We start from the raw sequence: 15,453 nt of genomic DNA on the forward strand, positions 1-15,453 counted from the left end.
ATCTTTCGGTGCGCTGCGGTCTCAAACGGGGGTCGGCTCCCTGGTACATCGCCGCGAGACCCCCGGGTGTTTCATCCCCGGGTCACAGCGGAATGTTGCCGTGCTTGCGCGCGGGGCGGGAGACGTTCTTGTGGCGGTACAGCCGCAGATTGCGGGCGATGAGCCCGCGGGTCTCGGAGGGGAGGATGACGGCGTCGATAAGCCCTCTTTCCGCGGCGTTGTAGGGGTTGAGCATGTGTTCCTCGTACTCGCGCTCGAAGCTCTTGGCCAGCTCGGCGACGTCGAGGCACTGCTCGCCGGCGGCCTTGAGGTCCTTGCGGTAGATGAAGCCGACGGCTCCGGCGGCGCCCATGACGGCGATCTGCGCGGTGGGCCAGGCGAGGTTGACGTCCGCGCCGAGGCCCTTGGAACCCATGACGCAGTAGGCGCCGCCGTAGGCCTTGCGCATGGTGACGGTGATCTTCGGGACGGTCGCCTCGCCGTAGGCGTAGAGCAGTTTCGCGCCGCGACGCAGGATGCCGCCGTACTCCTGGCTGGAGCCGGGGAGGAAGCCGGGGACGTCGACAAGCATGACGATGGGGATGTTGAAGGCGTCGCAGGTGCGGATGAACCGGGCGGCCTTCTCGGCGGAGTCGATGTCGAGGCAGCCGGCGAAGACCATCGGCTGGTTGGCCACGAAACCGACGGACTGGCCCTCGACGCGGCCGAAGGCGACGACGACGTTCTCCGCACGTTCCTTCTGGATCTCCAGGTATTCGCCGTCGTCGGTGAGGGCCTCGATGACCTCGTGGACGTCGTAGGGCTGGTTGGCGGGGTCGGGGATGATGTCGTCGAGCCGGAGATCCTCGGCGGTGATGTTCGCCTCGACCGCGCCGGTCTCGGGGGAGGCCTCCTCGAAGGGGGCGAGCTCGCCGTTGTTGGAGGGGAGGTAGGCGACGAGGTCGGCGACGAAGTCGAGCGCCTCCTCGTCGGTCTTGGCCACGTAGTGGCAGTTGCCCGCGGTGGTCATGTGCGACCAGGCGCCGCCGAGCGCCTCCTGGGAGATCTCCTCGCCGGTGACGGTCTTGATCACGTCCGGGCCGGTGACAAACATCTTCGACGTCTGGTCGACCATGACGGTGAAGTCCGTCAGGGCGGGGGAGTAGGCGTTGCCACCGGCGGAGGCGCCCATGATGACGGAGATCTGCGGAACCACGCCGGAGGCGTTGATGTTGTGCCAGAAGGTCTTGGCGATCCAGTCCAGCGACACCGCGCCGTCCTGGATGCGGGCTCCGGCACCCTCGTAGAGGCCGATGAGCGGGCGGCCCGTGGTGACGGCGAGCTCCATGATCTTGCACATCTTCTCGCCGTAGACCTCGCCGAGCGCGCCGCCGAAGACGGTGCCGTCCTGGGAGAAGATGCACACCTCGCGGCCGTCGATCGTGCCCCAGCCGGTGACGATGCCGTCGGTGTCGGGGCGTTTGACCTGCATGTTGAAGTCGTGGGTGCGGTGCTTGGCCAGCATGTCCGTCTCCATGAAGGAGCCCTCGTCGAGCAGGTGGTCGAGGCGGTCGCGGGCGGAGAGCCGCCCGGCGGCGCGGACCTTCTCCACGGGTTTCTCGCCCACGGGGTAGGTGGCGGAGACCCGGCGGTTCTTCAGCTCGGCGATCTTGCCGGCAGTGGTGGAGGTGTCGAACACGCCGTCTACTGCAGAAACTGGTGAGGAAATGGTCATGCCGGGGGAGTGTATACGCGGTTTTCTTTCGTTTCCATTACCAAATTTATAGGCCCGAATACGCGCGTCGGCGTAACTTACGTTGGCGCAGGTTACGCAAGCGTAAGTAACTATCGACGGCCGTTGCCCGGGGGTGACGGCGCGGCCACCCCCGGCCACCCCGGGACTGCGATTAATCTCAAACAAACAATTGAATATTTGAATGTGGGTTAGGGTGAGGGAAGCAGCCCGTCACCGAGCCCCGAGGAGCACGCCCGACCGTGGTCAAACTCATCCCGTTCCTTGTGGCGACGGTGCTTGGCCTGTCCGCGCTCACCGCGTGCGGCACCGACACCGCTCCCTCCGCGTCCGCGGGCTCCTCCGAACGCGCCGAGGACTCCCTCGTGCTCGCGCTCAGCGACTTCACCGAGGCCGAATTCGACCCGCGCCGGGGCTGGGGCAGCCACAACGAGCACTACGTCACCCACTCCTCTCTGCTGCGCTGGGACTCGAACGAGCAGATCGTGCCCGACCTGGCCAGCTCCTACGAGCACGAGGGCACGACCTTCACCTTCACCCTCAATCCGGGCTACACGTTCTCCGACGGAACCCCGGTCACGGCCAAGGACGTGGCGTTCACCTACGACATGCTGAAGAAGGACGGCGTCGCCTTCGACCTGTCCAACGTCGAGTCGGTGACCGCGCAGGATGAACACACCGTGGTCATCGAGCTCGGCATCCCGGACTCCACCTTCCTGCCGCTGGCCACCCAGATTGGCATCGTGCCCGCGGACACCTATGGCGACGACTACTCGGCCGACCCCGTGAGCTCCGGCCCGTACCACGTGGTGGACTTCCAGCGCGGCGAGCAGGTCATCATGGAGGCCAACCCCTATTACCCGGCTGAGCTGAAGTACCAGAAGCTGACGTTCCTGCTCTCGGACACGGACGCGGCGATCGCCGCCACCCGCGCCGGGGACGTCGACGTCACCTACGTCGACGCGGGCATGGACCTGCCGGAGATCGACGGCATGCGGATCGAGAACTACGAATCCGTGGAGAACCTCGGACTGACCCTGCCCACGGAGCAGCCCGGCGCCACCTCCACCACCATGGACGTGGACGTCAAGACCGGCAACAAGGTCACCGCCGACCCGGCGATCCGCCGCGCGCTCAACCTCGGACTCGACCGCCAGGAGATCGTCGACCTCGTGCTCGGCGGTGACGGCGTGCCCAGCTTTTCGGTCTCGGACGGGCTCCCGTGGCACGGCCCGGAGATCACCGAGAACCTGGACGAGGCGAAGGCCATCCTCGCGGACGCCGGTTGGCGCGACTCCAACAATGACGGCATCGTGGACAAGGACGGCGTCGAGGCCGTCATCCCGCTCATGTACACCACCACTGACCAGGCCCGTGTGGACATGGCCGCCGCCGTCACCGCGCAGTCGGAGGAGAACCTGGGCATCCGCTTCACCCCGGTCCCGGCGACGTGGGACGGCATCTACGTGGACGGCAAGACCAGCGCGATCGTGTTCGCCCTCGGCTCGCTGAGCCCGAAGGAGGTGCTCGACTCCTACCACTCGCACTCCCGGGGCATCGGCTACAACAACATGCCGGACTACGCCAACCCGCAGGTCGACGCCCTGCTGGATCAGGCCCGCGCCACCCCGCTGGAGGAGTCCACCCAGCTGTGGGCCGACGCCCAGGCCGCCGCCTCGGATGACGCGCCCTACGTCTGGCTCATGCGCCGCGACCACGTCTACTACGTCTCCGACTCGCTCGACCTCGGCGACCAGCCCCTGCACGGCCACGGGCACGGACTGCAGATCTTCCAGAACGTGGAGCAATGGCGTTAGTACGAATCCCCCTGCTGGTCCTCAGCGTCACGTTCGTGGCGTTTGTGCTGGTGGAGATCTCGCCGCTTGACCCCATCTCCCAGTACGCGGCGAACATGCAGGGGGCCTCGGCCGCGCAGATCGACGCCGCCACCCGTCTCTGGGGGCTGGATCAGCCGTGGTGGCAGCGCTACCTCGGCTGGCTGGGTGGCATGCTCACCGGCGACTTCGGCCAGAGTTCGCTCCTGCGCGAGCCGGTCGGCCCGGTGCTGCTCTCCGGGGCGCTGAACTCGCTGCTGCTCATGTCCCTGGCCTGGGTCATCTCCGGAGTCGTGGGTTACGCACTGGGCCTGGTCTCGGGCGCCCTGCGCGGGAAACTTCCCGACCGCCTCATCACCGGCCTGTGCCTGCTGTTCTCCTCGACCCCGGCGTTTGTCGTCGGCCTGGTGCTTCTGCTCGTCTTCGGGCTCGCGCTCGGCTGGGTGCCGCTGGGGCTTTCCCAACCCCTCGGCGTGGAATCTGCGCAGGTCACGCCCGGCGAGCGCCTCAGCCACGTGGTGCTGCCCGCGGCCACGGTGGCCCTGGTGGGCATCAGTTCGGTGACGCTGCACACCAGACAGGCGCTTATCGACGTCCTGAACACCGACATGGCCAAATTCGCCCGCGCCCGCGGGCTCAGCACCCGCCAGATAGTCACCCGCCACGGCCTGCGCACGACGATCCTGCCGGCGCTCATGCTGCAGTTCGCCAACCTCTCGGCCCTGCTCGGCGGGTCGACGCTGGCGGAGGTGGTGTTCTCCTACCGTGGCCTGGGCCAGCTCACGGTCAGTGCTGCGCTGGCCTCGGACGTGCCGCTGCTGCTGGGTGCGGTGACGGTGCTCGGGCTCATCGTGGTGGTGGGCAACCTCGTCGCGGACGAGCTGGCGCGCCGGGTGGACCCGCGGATCGGGGTGCGGCGATGAGGGTGAACAACCGCCTGCGGGTGCTGCTGCTCGGCGCCCTGGCCTTCCTGCTGGTCGCTGCCATCGTGGTGTCGGCGCAGCTGCTGCCGGATCCCGCGCCGGTGCCCGGTGCCCGCAACCTCCCCGTCAGCGCCGAGCACCTGCTGGGCACCGACCGGCTGGGGCGCGACATGTTCGCCCGCACGGTGCAGGGGGCGGCGATGTCCATGGGTATCGCGGCGGCGGCCACGACCCTGGCCGCCCTCATCGCCGTAGTCATGGCGATGCTGGCCGCGCTGGGCCCGCGCTGGCTGGACCTCATGGTGTCCTGGCTGATCGACGTCACCATCGGCTTGCCCGGCATCATCCTCATGATCCTCATTTCGTTCAGCGTCGGTGGGGGCGTGCGCGGCACGACCCTGGCCATCGCCGTGACGCACTGGCCCATGCTCACCCGGCTGCTGCGGGCGGAGATCGCTAAGGTGCGCTCGGCGGACTACGTGGTCATCGCCCGTCGACAAGCGAAGTCCGGGTGGTGGATCGCCACCCGCCACGTGCTCCCGGCGATCATCGCCCACGTCATCGTCGGCCTGGTGGTGCTGTTTTCGCAGGCCATCGTGCACGAGTCGGCGCTGACCTTCATCGGACTGGGCGTCGCGCCCACGGACCCCTCGCTGGGCACCGTGCTCTCGGAGGGGATGCGTAATCTCACCGAGGGCAGGTGGTGGCTGGTGCTCGCGGCGGTGGTTCTGCTGGTGACGGCCGCCGTCGTCCTCGATGCGCTCGGAGACGCGCTGCGCAGCACCATCGCCCCGGAATCGAGGCAGGACTAGATGCTCACCGTGTCAGAACTTTCCGTGGCCTTCGGGCAGTACGGCCGCGGGCTCTCGCGCCGGAGAGTGGAGGTGTTGCGCTCCGTGTCGCTGGAGGTGGGGGAGTCGGAGATCGTCGCCCTCTGTGGCGAGTCGGGCGCCGGCAAGAGCGTGCTCGCGGACGCCCTGACCGGCGTGCTCCCCGCAAACGCGCAGGTCGCCGGCGACGTCGCGTGGGAGGGAAAGATGCGCCCGGGGAAAGAGCTGCGTCTCATCCCCCAGGGCGTCGGCGCGTTCGACCCGACCATGCGGATCGGCGACTTCGTGGGCGATGACGCCGCCCTGGAGCGATTCGGGGTGGGGGATCTCGAAGAGTCCTACCCCGGCGAACTCTCGGGCGGGCAGCTGCGCCGCGCCCTGCTGGCCACCTCCGCAGGCAAGGGCGTGCGCCTGGTCATCGCCGACGAACCCACGCCGGGGCTCGACCCCGCGTCCGTCGACGTGACGCTCTCCTACTTCGAGGAGCTGCGCGACCACGGCACCTCGGTGCTGCTCATCACCCACGACCTGGTGGCCGCCTCCCGGATCGCCGACCGGGTTGGCATCATGCGCGCCGGGGAAATCGTCGACGGAGACTCCGAATACGCCCGGGCGCTGTGGCACGCGCAGACCGCCAACAACTTCTGGGGGAAACAATGCTGAGCGGACGCGACCTGGTGCACTCCTACGGCGAGCGCCGGGTTCTCACGGGAACAGACATCGACATCGCCCGCGGCGAGATCCTCGGCCTGCGCGGCGACTCCGGCTCCGGCAAGACCACTCTCGGCCGCATCCTCGCGGGTTGGCAGGCGCCCGACAGGGGAGAGGTGCTTATCGACGGCACCCCACCGCCCACCCGCGGATTCCATCCCGTCCAACTCATCGCCCAGCACCCGGAGCGCGCCGTCGACCCGCGCCTGCCGCTGAGCCATGTCGTGTCCGACCCGGCCCTGCTGAACGCCTTCGACATCGACCCGCAGTGGCTGCAGCTGGCCGCCGGGGAGGTCTCCGGCGGCCAGCTGCAGCGCCTCAACATCGCCCGGGCGCTGGATCCGCGCACGGAGTTCCTCATCGCGGACGAGATCACCACCGCCGTGGACGCCCTGGTGCAGATGGACATCTGGCGCGCACTCGTCGCGCAGGTCCGCGAGCGCAACCTGGGCGTGCTGGTCATCTCCCACGACCATCACCTGCTGGGCCACGTGGCGGACCGGGTGGTTGACCTGGCGGACCTACAGTGAAAGCCATGAACATTGAGCGACTCCGCGAGAACCTCCCGGGCTACTCCGCCATCAACTACGTGGACAGCACCGGCTCCACCAACACCGACCTGCTGAACTCCGACGCCGGCCACAAGTCCGTGCTCATCGCCGGCGAGCAGACCGCGGGCAAGGGCCGACTGGGCCGCGCGTGGTCCAGCCCCAAGGGCGCGCAGTTCATCTGCTCCATCGCACTGATCGTCGGCGAGCGGGACGTCGAACGCCTGGGCACCCTGTCGCTGGCCGTCGGCGTCGCACTCACCGACGCCATCCCCACGGCCGAACTCAAATGGCCCAACGACGTGCTCATCGACGGTCGCAAGCTGGTGGGCATCCTCGCGGAGGGGACGTCGCTTATCGACGGCCAGTTCCGCGTGGTCGTCGGCTTCGGCATCAACGTCGGTCTGACCAGGGAGCAACTGCCGGTCGAACACGCCACCTCGCTGCTTCTCGAGGGTCTGGACACCGACCTGACGGAGCTGGGCGAGAGGGTGCTCACGGGCGTCGAGAAGCGTCTTTCCCAGTGGCAGGACCGGGACCTGCAGTTGATGGCGGACTACCGGCGGGTGAGCGCGACCATCGGGAAGCGGGTGCGCCTGGAGACGCCGCAGGGTGATGTGTTCGGGCTTGTCGACGACGTCGCCGACGATGGCCGGGTGATCGTCGACGGACAGGCCTACTCCGCCGGGGATGTGACCCACCTGCGACCCGAAAGCTAGATTGGGGCGCATGGGACTGCCGAGACTGGGACAGGGGGAGCGGGTGCGCGCCGACATGACGTCGCCACCCGGCACCGTGGTGTTCCCGTTTCTCGAGGCCGTCGTGACCACTGGGCTGGTGTGGATGGCCGTGGGTTATCTCGACGGGCCCGGATCGATGATCGATCCTCTGCTGCGCAATGCCCTTGTCGCTGTGTGGGCGGTGCTGCTGGTGTGGCGATTCCTGCTGCCCGTGGTCCGTGAGCGTCGTCGCCGCTTCATTGTCACCGACCGGCGCATCATCGCGCGTGCCCCGAGTCTGAAATCACGGGTGGACTCCATCCCGCTTCGCGACGTCCACTCCGTGCGCAGACATAAAGGCGGAATATCGGTGGCGGTGTTCGGGCTGGATCGGCCGCTGTACTTTCCGTCGGTGCCCCGGGGCAAGAAGGTTGAGGGGCTGATTCAGCAGTCGTTGCCGGGGCGGCAGGGGTACTACCGGTAGGTGGGGGTTTCTATCGAGCGACAGTCCAGACGTCTGGACAGTGACGTCTGGTCCGCCCCGTATAGTTGACCCCTGTGAACACTCCTGCCGAGAACACCGGAAACCCCGCCGCCCACGCCCCGGGCATGCCCGTCATCGCCGTGATCGGCGACGGGCAGCTCGCCCGGATGATGCAGACCGAGGCGATTGAGCTCGGCTGCTCCATCCGCGTCCTGGCCGGGGCGCCCGACTCCTCCGCCGCGCAGGTGTGCGCAGACGTGCTGATCGGCGACTACACGGACATCGGCGACCTGCGCCGCGCGGTCGACGGCGCGGATGCGGTGACCTTCGACCACGAGCACGTACCCAATGAGCACCTCGATGCGCTCATCGCCGAGGGTGTCAACGTTCAGCCGCAGCCCAGCGCGTTGATTTTCGCGCAGGACAAGCTGGTCATGCGCAAGAGGCTCGGTGAGATCGGTGCGCCGGTCCCTCGTTTCGCCGCCATCGATTCGGTCGAGGACGCGGCAGTGTTCTTCGATGAGGTCGACGGCGCGGTGTGCCTCAAGGCCCGGCGTGGGGGCTACGACGGCAACGGCGTCTGGTTCCCGGACTCCCGCGAGGGGTTGGGAACGCTCGTCGAGAAGCTCCTTTCCGAGGGTGTGCCCCTGATGGCCGAGGAGAAGCTGAGCTTCACCCGCGAGCTGTCCGCCATGGTTGCGCGCACGCCGTCGGGTGAGGTCCGGCCGTGGCCGGTGGTGGAGTCGGTGCAGTCCGGCGGCATCTGCGTCGAGGCCATCGCGCCCGCCCCGGGCATGAGCGATGAGCAGCGCGAGCGGGCAGAGAAGCTGTCGGTGTCCGTCGCCGAGGCGCTGGGCGTCACCGGCGTCCTGGCCGTGGAGCTTTTCGAGGTCGACGGCGAGATCTTCGTCAACGAGCTGGCCATGCGCCCCCACAACACCGGGCACTGGACGCAGGAAGGTTCCGTGACCAGTCAGTTTGAGCAGCACCTGCGCGCGGTCCTGGACTTCCCGCTGGGTTCCACGGAGACGCTCGCGCCGGTGACCGTGATGGCCAATGTTCTTGGTGCGGACAAGGAGCCGGAGATGTCGGTGACCGGGCGCTGCGTGGAGGTCTGGCGCAGGTTCCCCGAGGCGAAGATCCACCTCTACGGCAAGGGCTACCGCCCGGGTCGCAAGCTGGGGCACGTCAACGTTGTGGGCTCGGATGTGGAGCAGACGCGGAAGACGGCCGCCGCTGCCGCGCACTTCCTCATGCACGGGGAGTGGGACGACAACTACCTGAATAAGAAGGAGCACTGACATGCAGCCACTCGTCGGACTGATCATGGGTTCGGACTCGGACTGGGACACCGTCGCCCCGGCAGCCGAGGTCCTCGCGGGCTTCGGCGTCCCCTTCGAGGTCGGCGTCGTCTCGGCGCACCGCACCCCGGACAAGATGCTCACCTACGCCCGTGAAGCACATGGCCGCGGCCTCAAGGTCATCATCGCCTGTGCGGGCGGCGCGGCTCACCTGCCGGGCATGGTCGCCGCCGCGACGCCGCTGCCGGTCATCGGCGTGCCCCGCGCGCTGAAGGATCTCGACGGCCTGGATTCCCTGCTCTCCATCGTGCAGATGCCCGGCGGCGTGCCCGTGGCCACCGTCTCCATCGGCGGCGCGAAGAACGCCGGCCTGCTCGCCGTGCGCATCCTCGGCGCCGGCCACCCCGAGCTCACCGAGCGCATGGCCGATTACCAGCAGAACATGGCCGACGAGGTGGAGGAGAAGGACAAGAAGCTGCGCGCCCGCCTGATGGGCGAGTAGGTGGAGAACATCCTCGTCCTGGGTTCCCGCGTCCAGGATGGCCTCCCCGCCCCGGTGCTGGAATCCAGGCTTCAGCGGGCACTGTTGCTTTTCGACGCCCGTCAGCGCCTCCGCCGCCCCACCCGCATCGTCGTCTCCGGGTTCCGGGAGGCTGACGCCATGGCCCGCTGGCTCATCGCGCGCGGCATCCCCGCCGAGGCGATCCTTGAGGAACCCGCCGCCACCAGCACCAACGAGAACCTGGAGAACGCCCACCGGCTGCTCCCCGAGACGACCCGGTGGCTGGTGGCCACCAGCGGCTACCACGCGCCCCGCGCCCGAATGTGGGCCTGGCACCTGGGCATTCCCGTGCGGGTGTTCGGTGCGGTCACCCCGCCAGCCCGGAGATCGAAGCACCTGGTTCGCGAGGCCGTGGTGTTTCCCTACTCGCTCGCCCGGGTGCTGTGGCGCCGGTGGCGGTCCCGTGCCGCTCGGGCCTAACGGGCAAACAACAATGCGCCGCCCCAGTGAGTCAGGGCGGCGCGTATCAAATCTCTGTTGTGCCTACTCTCCGCGGCGGACCAGCTTCGTGGTGTTCTCCGCGGTCCTCACCGAGGCGGTGATGAACTCGAGGATCAACCGCACGAAGATTAGCTGGAACAACACGGAGATGCCGACCGGAATCCAGCCGAACAGCAGCGTCACGAAGGCCAGCATCCCGCTTCCATCTTCGCCGGAAAGCAGCAGGATGAAGAACGGGAAGATCCAGAAGAAGAGGATCTGGATCGCGGCGGAAATGATGGCGATGATGTAAATGAACTTGGCGTAGCTGACCGACAGGTAGTTGTCGAAGTTGAAGTCGAACAGGGCGTTGAGGAAGTTCTTGGCACCCTTCGCGTTCGCGTCACCCGTCTCGTTGCTGGGCTGCTCCGAACCGAACACGGGGGAGGCCGGGTACGTGTTCTGTGACTGCTCCTGCCCATAAGCCGGAGCGGAGTAGGCGCCGGTCTGCTCCTGCCCGTAGGTCGGCGCCGGATAGGTGCTGGCCTGCTCCTGCCCGTATTCCGGTGCGGAGTGGGATCCGCCCTGCTCCTGCCCGTAGTTGTTGGCGGAGCTCTCGTCTGCCCGAGGGGTGTCGAAGGGGTCGTTCTGGTTCTCGGGAAAGCTGCCGTACGGGGAAGTCATGGGAGAAGGCCTTTTCTGAACTCTTGGTGTGGGGTGCTGTCGCCGTTGCGGAGTGCAACGTATAACGGAGATCTTAAGCAACGCGGCCACCTGCCACGACATTTCCGGGGGAATGCTCCCCGTGGCACAAAACCCGCGGGCCAGGAAAGCAGGGCGGCTAGGCCCGCGCGGTGACGCGTTCGTTTTCGGCGATCTCGCTGAGCCGGGACGTCGATACGCGGCCAGCAACGACCACGCTGGATCCGCCCGCGGCGATGGGGGAGAGCACGTCGCGCTGGAAACTTTCCCGGTCGGTCCAGCCGGTGGAGAGCAGGCGTTCGGGAGTGCCGTCCGGCACCACCGAGGAGAGGGCCGGGGCATCGCCGTAGTAGACGTCGCCGTAGAAACGCACGATGGGTCCGAAGTCGAGCGCGCCCGCGGGGAGGGTTCCGCCGGATTCCTCGATGCCCCGGCCGAAGGGGTCGTCCGAGACGAGCACGGCGTCGGCGCCGGAGGAGGCCCAGGCGTCGTAACGCTCCAGCGACGTGAACACCGCGTCGACCTCACCCACGGCCGATGGGCCGCCGAAGCGCACCTCGATCCGGGCGGCGACGGCACCCAGGGCAGTCACCGCTGCCTGCCAACTCACCGGCAGGTCAATGGCGATGGCGGAGGAAGGGTCGAGGTCGAGCTCCTCGCCGAGCATGTTGGCAATTTTCGACGCCCAGTTGTCCAGCGTCTGTGCCGAGAAGTCCATGCGCGCGCCGGTGGTTTCGTTGTACACGGTCAGGCGCGGCGACGCGGGGTCGGTGGTGAGCAGATTCTCCAGGAGTCTCATGCCCGCCCACTCTAGGCACGCTAGTTGATGCAGCGCGGGCCCGAGCCGCCGGCGGTGATCTCCGGGGCCACCTCGGCGTTGCCGAAGTCGGCGCCCGGCGTGCCCACCGGTTCGGACTCCGCGGAGGACGCGGCCGCGGATGGGGAGGTGTCTCCGGGCTCGCCCGCCGGGCCGGCGTAGTCGTCGGCCGTGACCACGATGATGGTGGAGTCGTCCAACCCGTCGTTGGTGGTGATGGGCAGGCCACCGAGGAGCTTGGACATGGCGATCGCCGCCTCGCTCGTCGGGTCGGCCGCGACGACCTGGCTCATGCTGTAGACCCCCTCGAGGGCGTTGGCGGTCTCGGTGACGTTGACACCGCGCTCGCCGAGCCAGCCGCCCACCCCGTCTGCCTGGCCCGAAAGGGTTCCGGCGTTGAGCACGTGGACCTCCATGTCGGCCAGCGCGGGATCGACGGTCGGCGCACCTGGGGCAGCCGAGGTCGTCGCCGTGGCAGTCTCGGGTGTGGTCATGTCGTCGAAGAACTCGTGCACCTCAGCGGAGTCAACGGTGACGATGGACTCGCCGTAGTCGCCCACGCCGTCGACCGAGGTGACGGGAATAGTGGTGAACGTGACGTTGCCGCCGGCGAGGTCGGCGAGCTGGGAGCCGAAGGACACGATGTTCCAGCCCTCGTCGATGATCACGGACTTCTCCACGGCCTTGGACAGGTCGGAGAGCTTGGAAGGGTTGGCGAGGGTGCCGGCGGAGAGGATCTTGTTCACCAGCGAAGCCATGAACGCCTGCTGGCGGACGATGCGGTCGAGGTCGCCGCGCGGCAGGCCGTGGCGCTGGCGGACGAAGGCGAGCGCCTGGTAGCCGTCGAGCGTCTGCTCGCCGTCGGGGAAGACGGCGCCGGAGAACTCGTCGTCGACCGGCTCCGTGAGGCAGACGTCCACCCCGCCGACGGCGTTGGTCAGGGACACAAAGCCGTGGAGACCGATCTCGGCGTAGTGGTCGATGTCCACACCGGTGAGGTCACCGACGGCATCGATGAGCCCGGAACGCCCGGCCTCGACGAGCGAGGTGCCGGATTTACCGTCGTCGGCGGCGGCCTGTTTGTGGGCGGTGTAGACGCCGTTGATCTTCATGTTCCCGAACTCACCGTCGCTGATGTACGTGTCCCGCGGGATGGACACGGCCGTGGCGCGGGAGCCGTCGTTGGGCACCCGGATGAGCATCATCGTGTCGGTGTTCTCCTCGCCGTCGTCGAAGCCGGCGTTCATGCGGGCCAGCTCCTCCTCGGGCAGGGGCTCACCCTGGGCGTCGGTGCGCGAGTCGGTGCCCACTAGCAGGATGTCCACGGCCCCGTCGGCGGCCTTCTCCCGCTGGTCGTCGTCGCCTCCCAGCCCGAGGTTGGCGGCCGAGGCGACGTCGTTGCCCAGGCGTCCGATGGTGAAGTACCCCATGGCGGAGAACGCCAGCACGAGGACGGAGAGGAAGGTGATGATGACCTTGGCGTACGCGGATCCGTGCTGCGCAGTCGGCTCGCTGGCCGGGGGAGCGGCCTGGATGTCGCGAGCTGAGCGTTGGTGGTTGGTCACGAGTCACGCACTTTCGGGGAAACCTCTGAGGGACGGGGCAGTACTTCCGCGCAAGTCTATTGCATGGGGGAGTGATATTCGGACTGCGCGGGCCAGTCCTCCCCGGTTGTCCCCGGTGTCGCCGGTAGCATGTCGCGCATTGTGACTACAGAAAACAGCAGACCCCTGGCCGTCGTGACGGTGACCTACTCCCCGGGAGAGCACCTGGCAGCGTTCCTCGACTCCGTCGCGGAGGGTTATTCGGGTGAGACGCTGACCGTCCTCGCCGACAACGGCTCCACGGACGGGGTCCCGGAGGAGGCGACCCGCGTGCGCTCGGACGTGGAGTTCCTCCCCACCGGCGGCAACCTCGGTTACGGACGCGGCATGAACGCCGGGGTGCGCGCGCTGCAAGAAAGAAAGGAACAGGAGCTAATCGACGGCGAGTTCCTCCTCCTGTCGAACCCGGACGTGACGTTTGACCCGGGGGCCATCGACACCCTGGTCGAGTGCGCCCGCCGGTGGCCCGATGCGGCGGCCGTGGGCCCCCGGATCGACCTGGGTGACGGCACCACGTACCCCTCCGCGCGCGCCGTGCCGACGATGCGCAACGGCATCGGGCACGCGCTGTTCGCCGATCTGTGGCCGGGCAACCCCTGGTCCGCCGCGTACCGCGACGACGCTGACATGGAGACCGAGCGCGCCGCCGGCTGGCTGTCGGGCTCCTGCCTACTGGTGCGCTGGGAGGCCCTCGAGGCGGTCGGCGGGTTCGACGAGCGCTACTTCATGTACATGGAGGACGTCGACCTGGGCGACCGGTTCGCCCGCGCCGGCTACCGCAACGTCTACTGCCCCGACGCCGTGATCCGCCATGACCAGGGTCATTCCACCAAGACCAGGGGCGCGACGATGCTGCCGGCCCACCATGCCAGCGCGTACCGCTTCCAGGCGGACCGTCACCCGGCGTGGTGGCAGGCGCCGCTACGCGGGCTGCTACGCGTGGGGCTCGCTGTGCGCGCCCGCGCGATGGTGGCTGCGAGTCGTCGATAAGCGGCCGTAACCACGGCGGGCCGGAGCAGCGGCGGGGAGCCGGGCCGGTATCTTCTAATTTCAGCTATATACATTTATGAAGTGAGGATTTACACGCCATGGCCCATCCTGAAGCGGTAGACGCAGTCATTCTGGTCGGAGGACGCGGCACCCGCCTGCGCCCGCTCACCGTGAACACGCCGAAGCCGATGCTTCCGACGGCCAACGCGCCCTTCCTCAAACACCTGCTCGCGCGCATCAAGTCCGCCGGCATCACGCACGTGGTCATGGGCACCTCCTACCGCGCCGAGGTGTTCGAGGAGTACTTCGGCGACGGCTCCGACATGGGCCTGGAGATCGAGTACGTCGTCGAGGAGGAGGCCCTCGGTACCGGCGGCGCCATCCGCAACGTCTACGACAAGCTCCGTGCCGACACGGTCATGGTGTTCAACGGCGATGTGCTCGCCTCCACCGACCTCACCGCGGTGCTGGACACCCACGAGAACACCGGTGCCGATCTCACCATGCACCTGGTCCGGGTCTCCGACCCGCGCGCGTACGGCTGTGTGCCCACGGATGCCAACGGCAATGTCACCGAGTTCCTGGAGAAGACCGAGGATCCGCCGACCGACCAGATCAACGCCGGCTGCTACGTCTTCCGCCGCGAGCTCATCGAAGAGATCCCCGCCGGCCGCGTGGTCTCCGTGGAGCGGGAGACCTTCCCGCAGGTGCTCAAGGAGGGCCGGAAGGTCGCCGGGCACGTGGATACCGCCTACTGGCGGGACATGGGCCGGCCGGACGACTTCGTGCACGGCTCCGCCGACCTGGTGCGCGGGGTGGCGTACTCCCCGCTGCTCGAGGGCCGCACCGGCGAGGCGATCGTCGACGAGTCCGCGGGTATCGCCGGGGGAGTGCTGCTGCTCGGCGGCACATCGGTCGGCCGTGGCTGCGAGATCGGGGCGGGCGCGCGTATCGACGGCTCCGTCATCTTCGACGGCTGCACCATCGAGCCGGGTGCGCAGATCCGCGACTCCATCATCGCCGCTGGTGCGAGCATCGGCGCGAACGCGCGGATCGCCGACTGTGTCATCGGTGAGGGTGCCAGCATCGGCGCGCGCTGCGAGCTCATGGGCGGTATGCGCATCTGGCCGGGCGTGCAGATTCCCGACACCGGAGTGCGTTTTTCCGCCGACGCGTAGGCGACACGCCGAAGGTTGGTCGTACTTCCCAGATCTAGGGGTGGCCGACACTATATCTAGTACCCCCGCACCCTGCCCCCGGGCCGGGTGCGTTGTT

General features: G+C 68.0%; 16 protein-coding genes. 12 read left to right on the forward strand and 4 right to left on the reverse strand.

Annotated features, from left to right (window positions below; translation table 11 throughout):
* Positions 1 to 82: 82 nt before the first annotated feature.
* Positions 83 to 1,714 (reverse strand): acyl-CoA carboxylase subunit beta, encoded by a 1,632-nt coding sequence (locus CDOO_RS03395; protein ID WP_026159249.1) that lies wholly within the window; start codon positions 1,712 to 1,714, stop codon positions 83 to 85.
* Between the two features lie 260 nt (positions 1,715 to 1,974).
* Between CDOO_RS03395 and CDOO_RS03400 the strand changes: the two genes are divergently transcribed.
* The 10 genes from CDOO_RS03400 (at position 1,975) to CDOO_RS03445 (ending at position 10,065) form a co-directional block, all read left to right on the forward strand.
* Positions 1,975 to 3,549 (forward strand): ABC transporter substrate-binding protein, encoded by a 1,575-nt coding sequence (locus tag CDOO_RS03400; protein ID WP_018021153.1) that lies wholly within the window; start codon positions 1,975 to 1,977, stop codon positions 3,547 to 3,549.
* Positions 3,540 to 4,490 (forward strand): ABC transporter permease, encoded by a 951-nt coding sequence (locus CDOO_RS03405; RefSeq protein WP_018021152.1) that lies wholly within the window; start codon positions 3,540 to 3,542, stop codon positions 4,488 to 4,490. Before CDOO_RS03400 ends, CDOO_RS03405 begins: the two co-directional genes overlap by 10 nt.
* Complete coding sequence (locus CDOO_RS03410) at positions 4,487 to 5,302, forward strand: ABC transporter permease (protein ID WP_018021151.1); 816 nt, start codon at positions 4,487 to 4,489, stop codon at positions 5,300 to 5,302. Before CDOO_RS03405 ends, CDOO_RS03410 begins: the two co-directional genes overlap by 4 nt.
* Entirely contained in the window at positions 5,303 to 5,983 is a 681-nt protein-coding gene (locus CDOO_RS03415) for an ATP-binding cassette domain-containing protein (protein ID WP_018021150.1), read from the forward strand. It abuts the gene before it with no gap.
* On the forward strand, positions 5,977 to 6,561 hold the full coding sequence (locus CDOO_RS03420) for an ABC transporter ATP-binding protein (RefSeq protein WP_018021149.1): 585 nt from the start codon (positions 5,977 to 5,979) through the stop codon (positions 6,559 to 6,561). Before CDOO_RS03415 ends, CDOO_RS03420 begins: the two co-directional genes overlap by 7 nt.
* Before the next feature lie 5 nt (positions 6,562 to 6,566).
* Positions 6,567 to 7,298, forward strand: a complete 732-nt coding sequence (locus CDOO_RS03425; RefSeq protein ID WP_018021148.1) for a biotin--[acetyl-CoA-carboxylase] ligase — start codon at positions 6,567 to 6,569, stop codon at positions 7,296 to 7,298.
* Between the two features lie 10 nt (positions 7,299 to 7,308).
* Positions 7,309 to 7,782 carry a hypothetical protein gene (locus tag CDOO_RS03430; protein WP_018021147.1) on the forward strand — a complete coding sequence of 158 codons (474 nt, stop codon included), beginning with the start codon at positions 7,309 to 7,311 and terminating at the stop codon, positions 7,780 to 7,782.
* A gap of 125 nt (positions 7,783 to 7,907) precedes the next feature.
* Positions 7,908 to 9,083, forward strand: coding sequence for a 5-(carboxyamino)imidazole ribonucleotide synthase (locus tag CDOO_RS03435; protein ID WP_051064012.1), 1,176 nt, complete (start codon positions 7,908 to 7,910; stop codon positions 9,081 to 9,083).
* A 1-nt stretch (position 9,084) separates the two neighbouring features.
* The gene (gene purE / locus CDOO_RS03440) at positions 9,085 to 9,585 is read left to right on the forward strand and encodes a 5-(carboxyamino)imidazole ribonucleotide mutase (protein WP_018021145.1); all 501 of its coding nucleotides are present in this window, start codon (positions 9,085 to 9,087) and stop codon (positions 9,583 to 9,585) included.
* Positions 9,586 to 10,065 (forward strand): YdcF family protein, encoded by a 480-nt coding sequence (locus CDOO_RS03445; protein ID WP_018021144.1) that lies wholly within the window; start codon positions 9,586 to 9,588, stop codon positions 10,063 to 10,065.
* A 63-nt stretch (positions 10,066 to 10,128) separates the two neighbouring features.
* Here the strand turns inward: CDOO_RS03445 and CDOO_RS03450 are convergent, their stop codons facing one another.
* The 3 genes from CDOO_RS03450 to CDOO_RS03460 form a co-directional block, all read right to left on the reverse strand.
* Positions 10,129 to 10,749: a DUF4282 domain-containing protein gene (locus CDOO_RS03450; RefSeq protein ID WP_018021143.1), complete on the reverse strand. Its 621-nt coding sequence runs from the start codon at positions 10,747 to 10,749 to the stop codon at positions 10,129 to 10,131.
* Between the two features lie 157 nt (positions 10,750 to 10,906).
* A complete protein-coding gene (locus tag CDOO_RS03455) occupies positions 10,907 to 11,566 on the reverse strand; it encodes a TIGR03089 family protein (protein WP_018021142.1) in 660 nt (219 codons plus the stop codon).
* A gap of 20 nt (positions 11,567 to 11,586) precedes the next feature.
* Entirely contained in the window at positions 11,587 to 13,149 is a 1,563-nt protein-coding gene (locus CDOO_RS03460; protein ID WP_018021141.1) for an LCP family protein, read from the reverse strand.
* Between the two features lie 129 nt (positions 13,150 to 13,278).
* Between CDOO_RS03460 and CDOO_RS03465 the strand changes: the two genes are divergently transcribed.
* Positions 13,279 to 14,178, forward strand: coding sequence for a glycosyltransferase family 2 protein (locus CDOO_RS03465; protein ID WP_038573254.1), 900 nt, complete (start codon positions 13,279 to 13,281; stop codon positions 14,176 to 14,178).
* Between the two features lie 98 nt (positions 14,179 to 14,276).
* On the forward strand, positions 14,277 to 15,356 hold the full coding sequence (gene manB, locus CDOO_RS03470; RefSeq protein WP_018021139.1) for a mannose-1-phosphate guanylyltransferase: 1,080 nt from the start codon (positions 14,277 to 14,279) through the stop codon (positions 15,354 to 15,356).
* The last annotated feature ends 97 nt before the right edge of the window (positions 15,357 to 15,453 follow it).

This window comes from Corynebacterium doosanense CAU 212 = DSM 45436 (assembly GCF_000767055.1).
Classification (GTDB): Bacteria; Actinomycetota; Actinomycetes; order Mycobacteriales; family Mycobacteriaceae; genus Corynebacterium; species Corynebacterium doosanense.

What these genes read in the sequence shown, in the direction of transcription:
- CDOO_RS03405 (WP_018021152.1), top strand. Translation starts at nt 3,540, where the DNA reads ATGGCGTTAGTACGAATCCCCCTGCTGGTCCTCAGCGTCACGTTCGTG.
- CDOO_RS03450 (WP_018021143.1), bottom strand. Translation starts at nt 10,749, where the DNA reads ATGACTTCCCCGTACGGCAGCTTTCCCGAGAACCAGAACGACCCCTTC.
- CDOO_RS03415 (WP_018021150.1), top strand. Translation starts at nt 5,303, where the DNA reads ATGCTCACCGTGTCAGAACTTTCCGTGGCCTTCGGGCAGTACGGCCGC.
- purE (WP_018021145.1), top strand. Translation starts at nt 9,085, where the DNA reads ATGCAGCCACTCGTCGGACTGATCATGGGTTCGGACTCGGACTGGGAC.
- CDOO_RS03430 (WP_018021147.1), top strand. Translation starts at nt 7,309, where the DNA reads ATGGGACTGCCGAGACTGGGACAGGGGGAGCGGGTGCGCGCCGACATG.
- CDOO_RS03420 (WP_018021149.1), top strand. Translation starts at nt 5,977, where the DNA reads ATGCTGAGCGGACGCGACCTGGTGCACTCCTACGGCGAGCGCCGGGTT.
- manB (WP_018021139.1), top strand. Translation starts at nt 14,277, where the DNA reads ATGGCCCATCCTGAAGCGGTAGACGCAGTCATTCTGGTCGGAGGACGC.
- CDOO_RS03455 (WP_018021142.1), bottom strand. Translation starts at nt 11,566, where the DNA reads ATGAGACTCCTGGAGAATCTGCTCACCACCGACCCCGCGTCGCCGCGC.
- CDOO_RS03435 (WP_051064012.1), top strand. Translation starts at nt 7,908, where the DNA reads ATGCCCGTCATCGCCGTGATCGGCGACGGGCAGCTCGCCCGGATGATG.
- CDOO_RS03465 (WP_038573254.1), top strand. Translation starts at nt 13,279, where the DNA reads ATGTCGCGCATTGTGACTACAGAAAACAGCAGACCCCTGGCCGTCGTG.
- CDOO_RS03425 (WP_018021148.1), top strand. Translation starts at nt 6,567, where the DNA reads ATGAACATTGAGCGACTCCGCGAGAACCTCCCGGGCTACTCCGCCATC.
- CDOO_RS03395 (WP_026159249.1), bottom strand. Translation starts at nt 1,714, where the DNA reads ATGACCATTTCCTCACCAGTTTCTGCAGTAGACGGCGTGTTCGACACC.
- CDOO_RS03410 (WP_018021151.1), top strand. Translation starts at nt 4,487, where the DNA reads ATGAGGGTGAACAACCGCCTGCGGGTGCTGCTGCTCGGCGCCCTGGCC.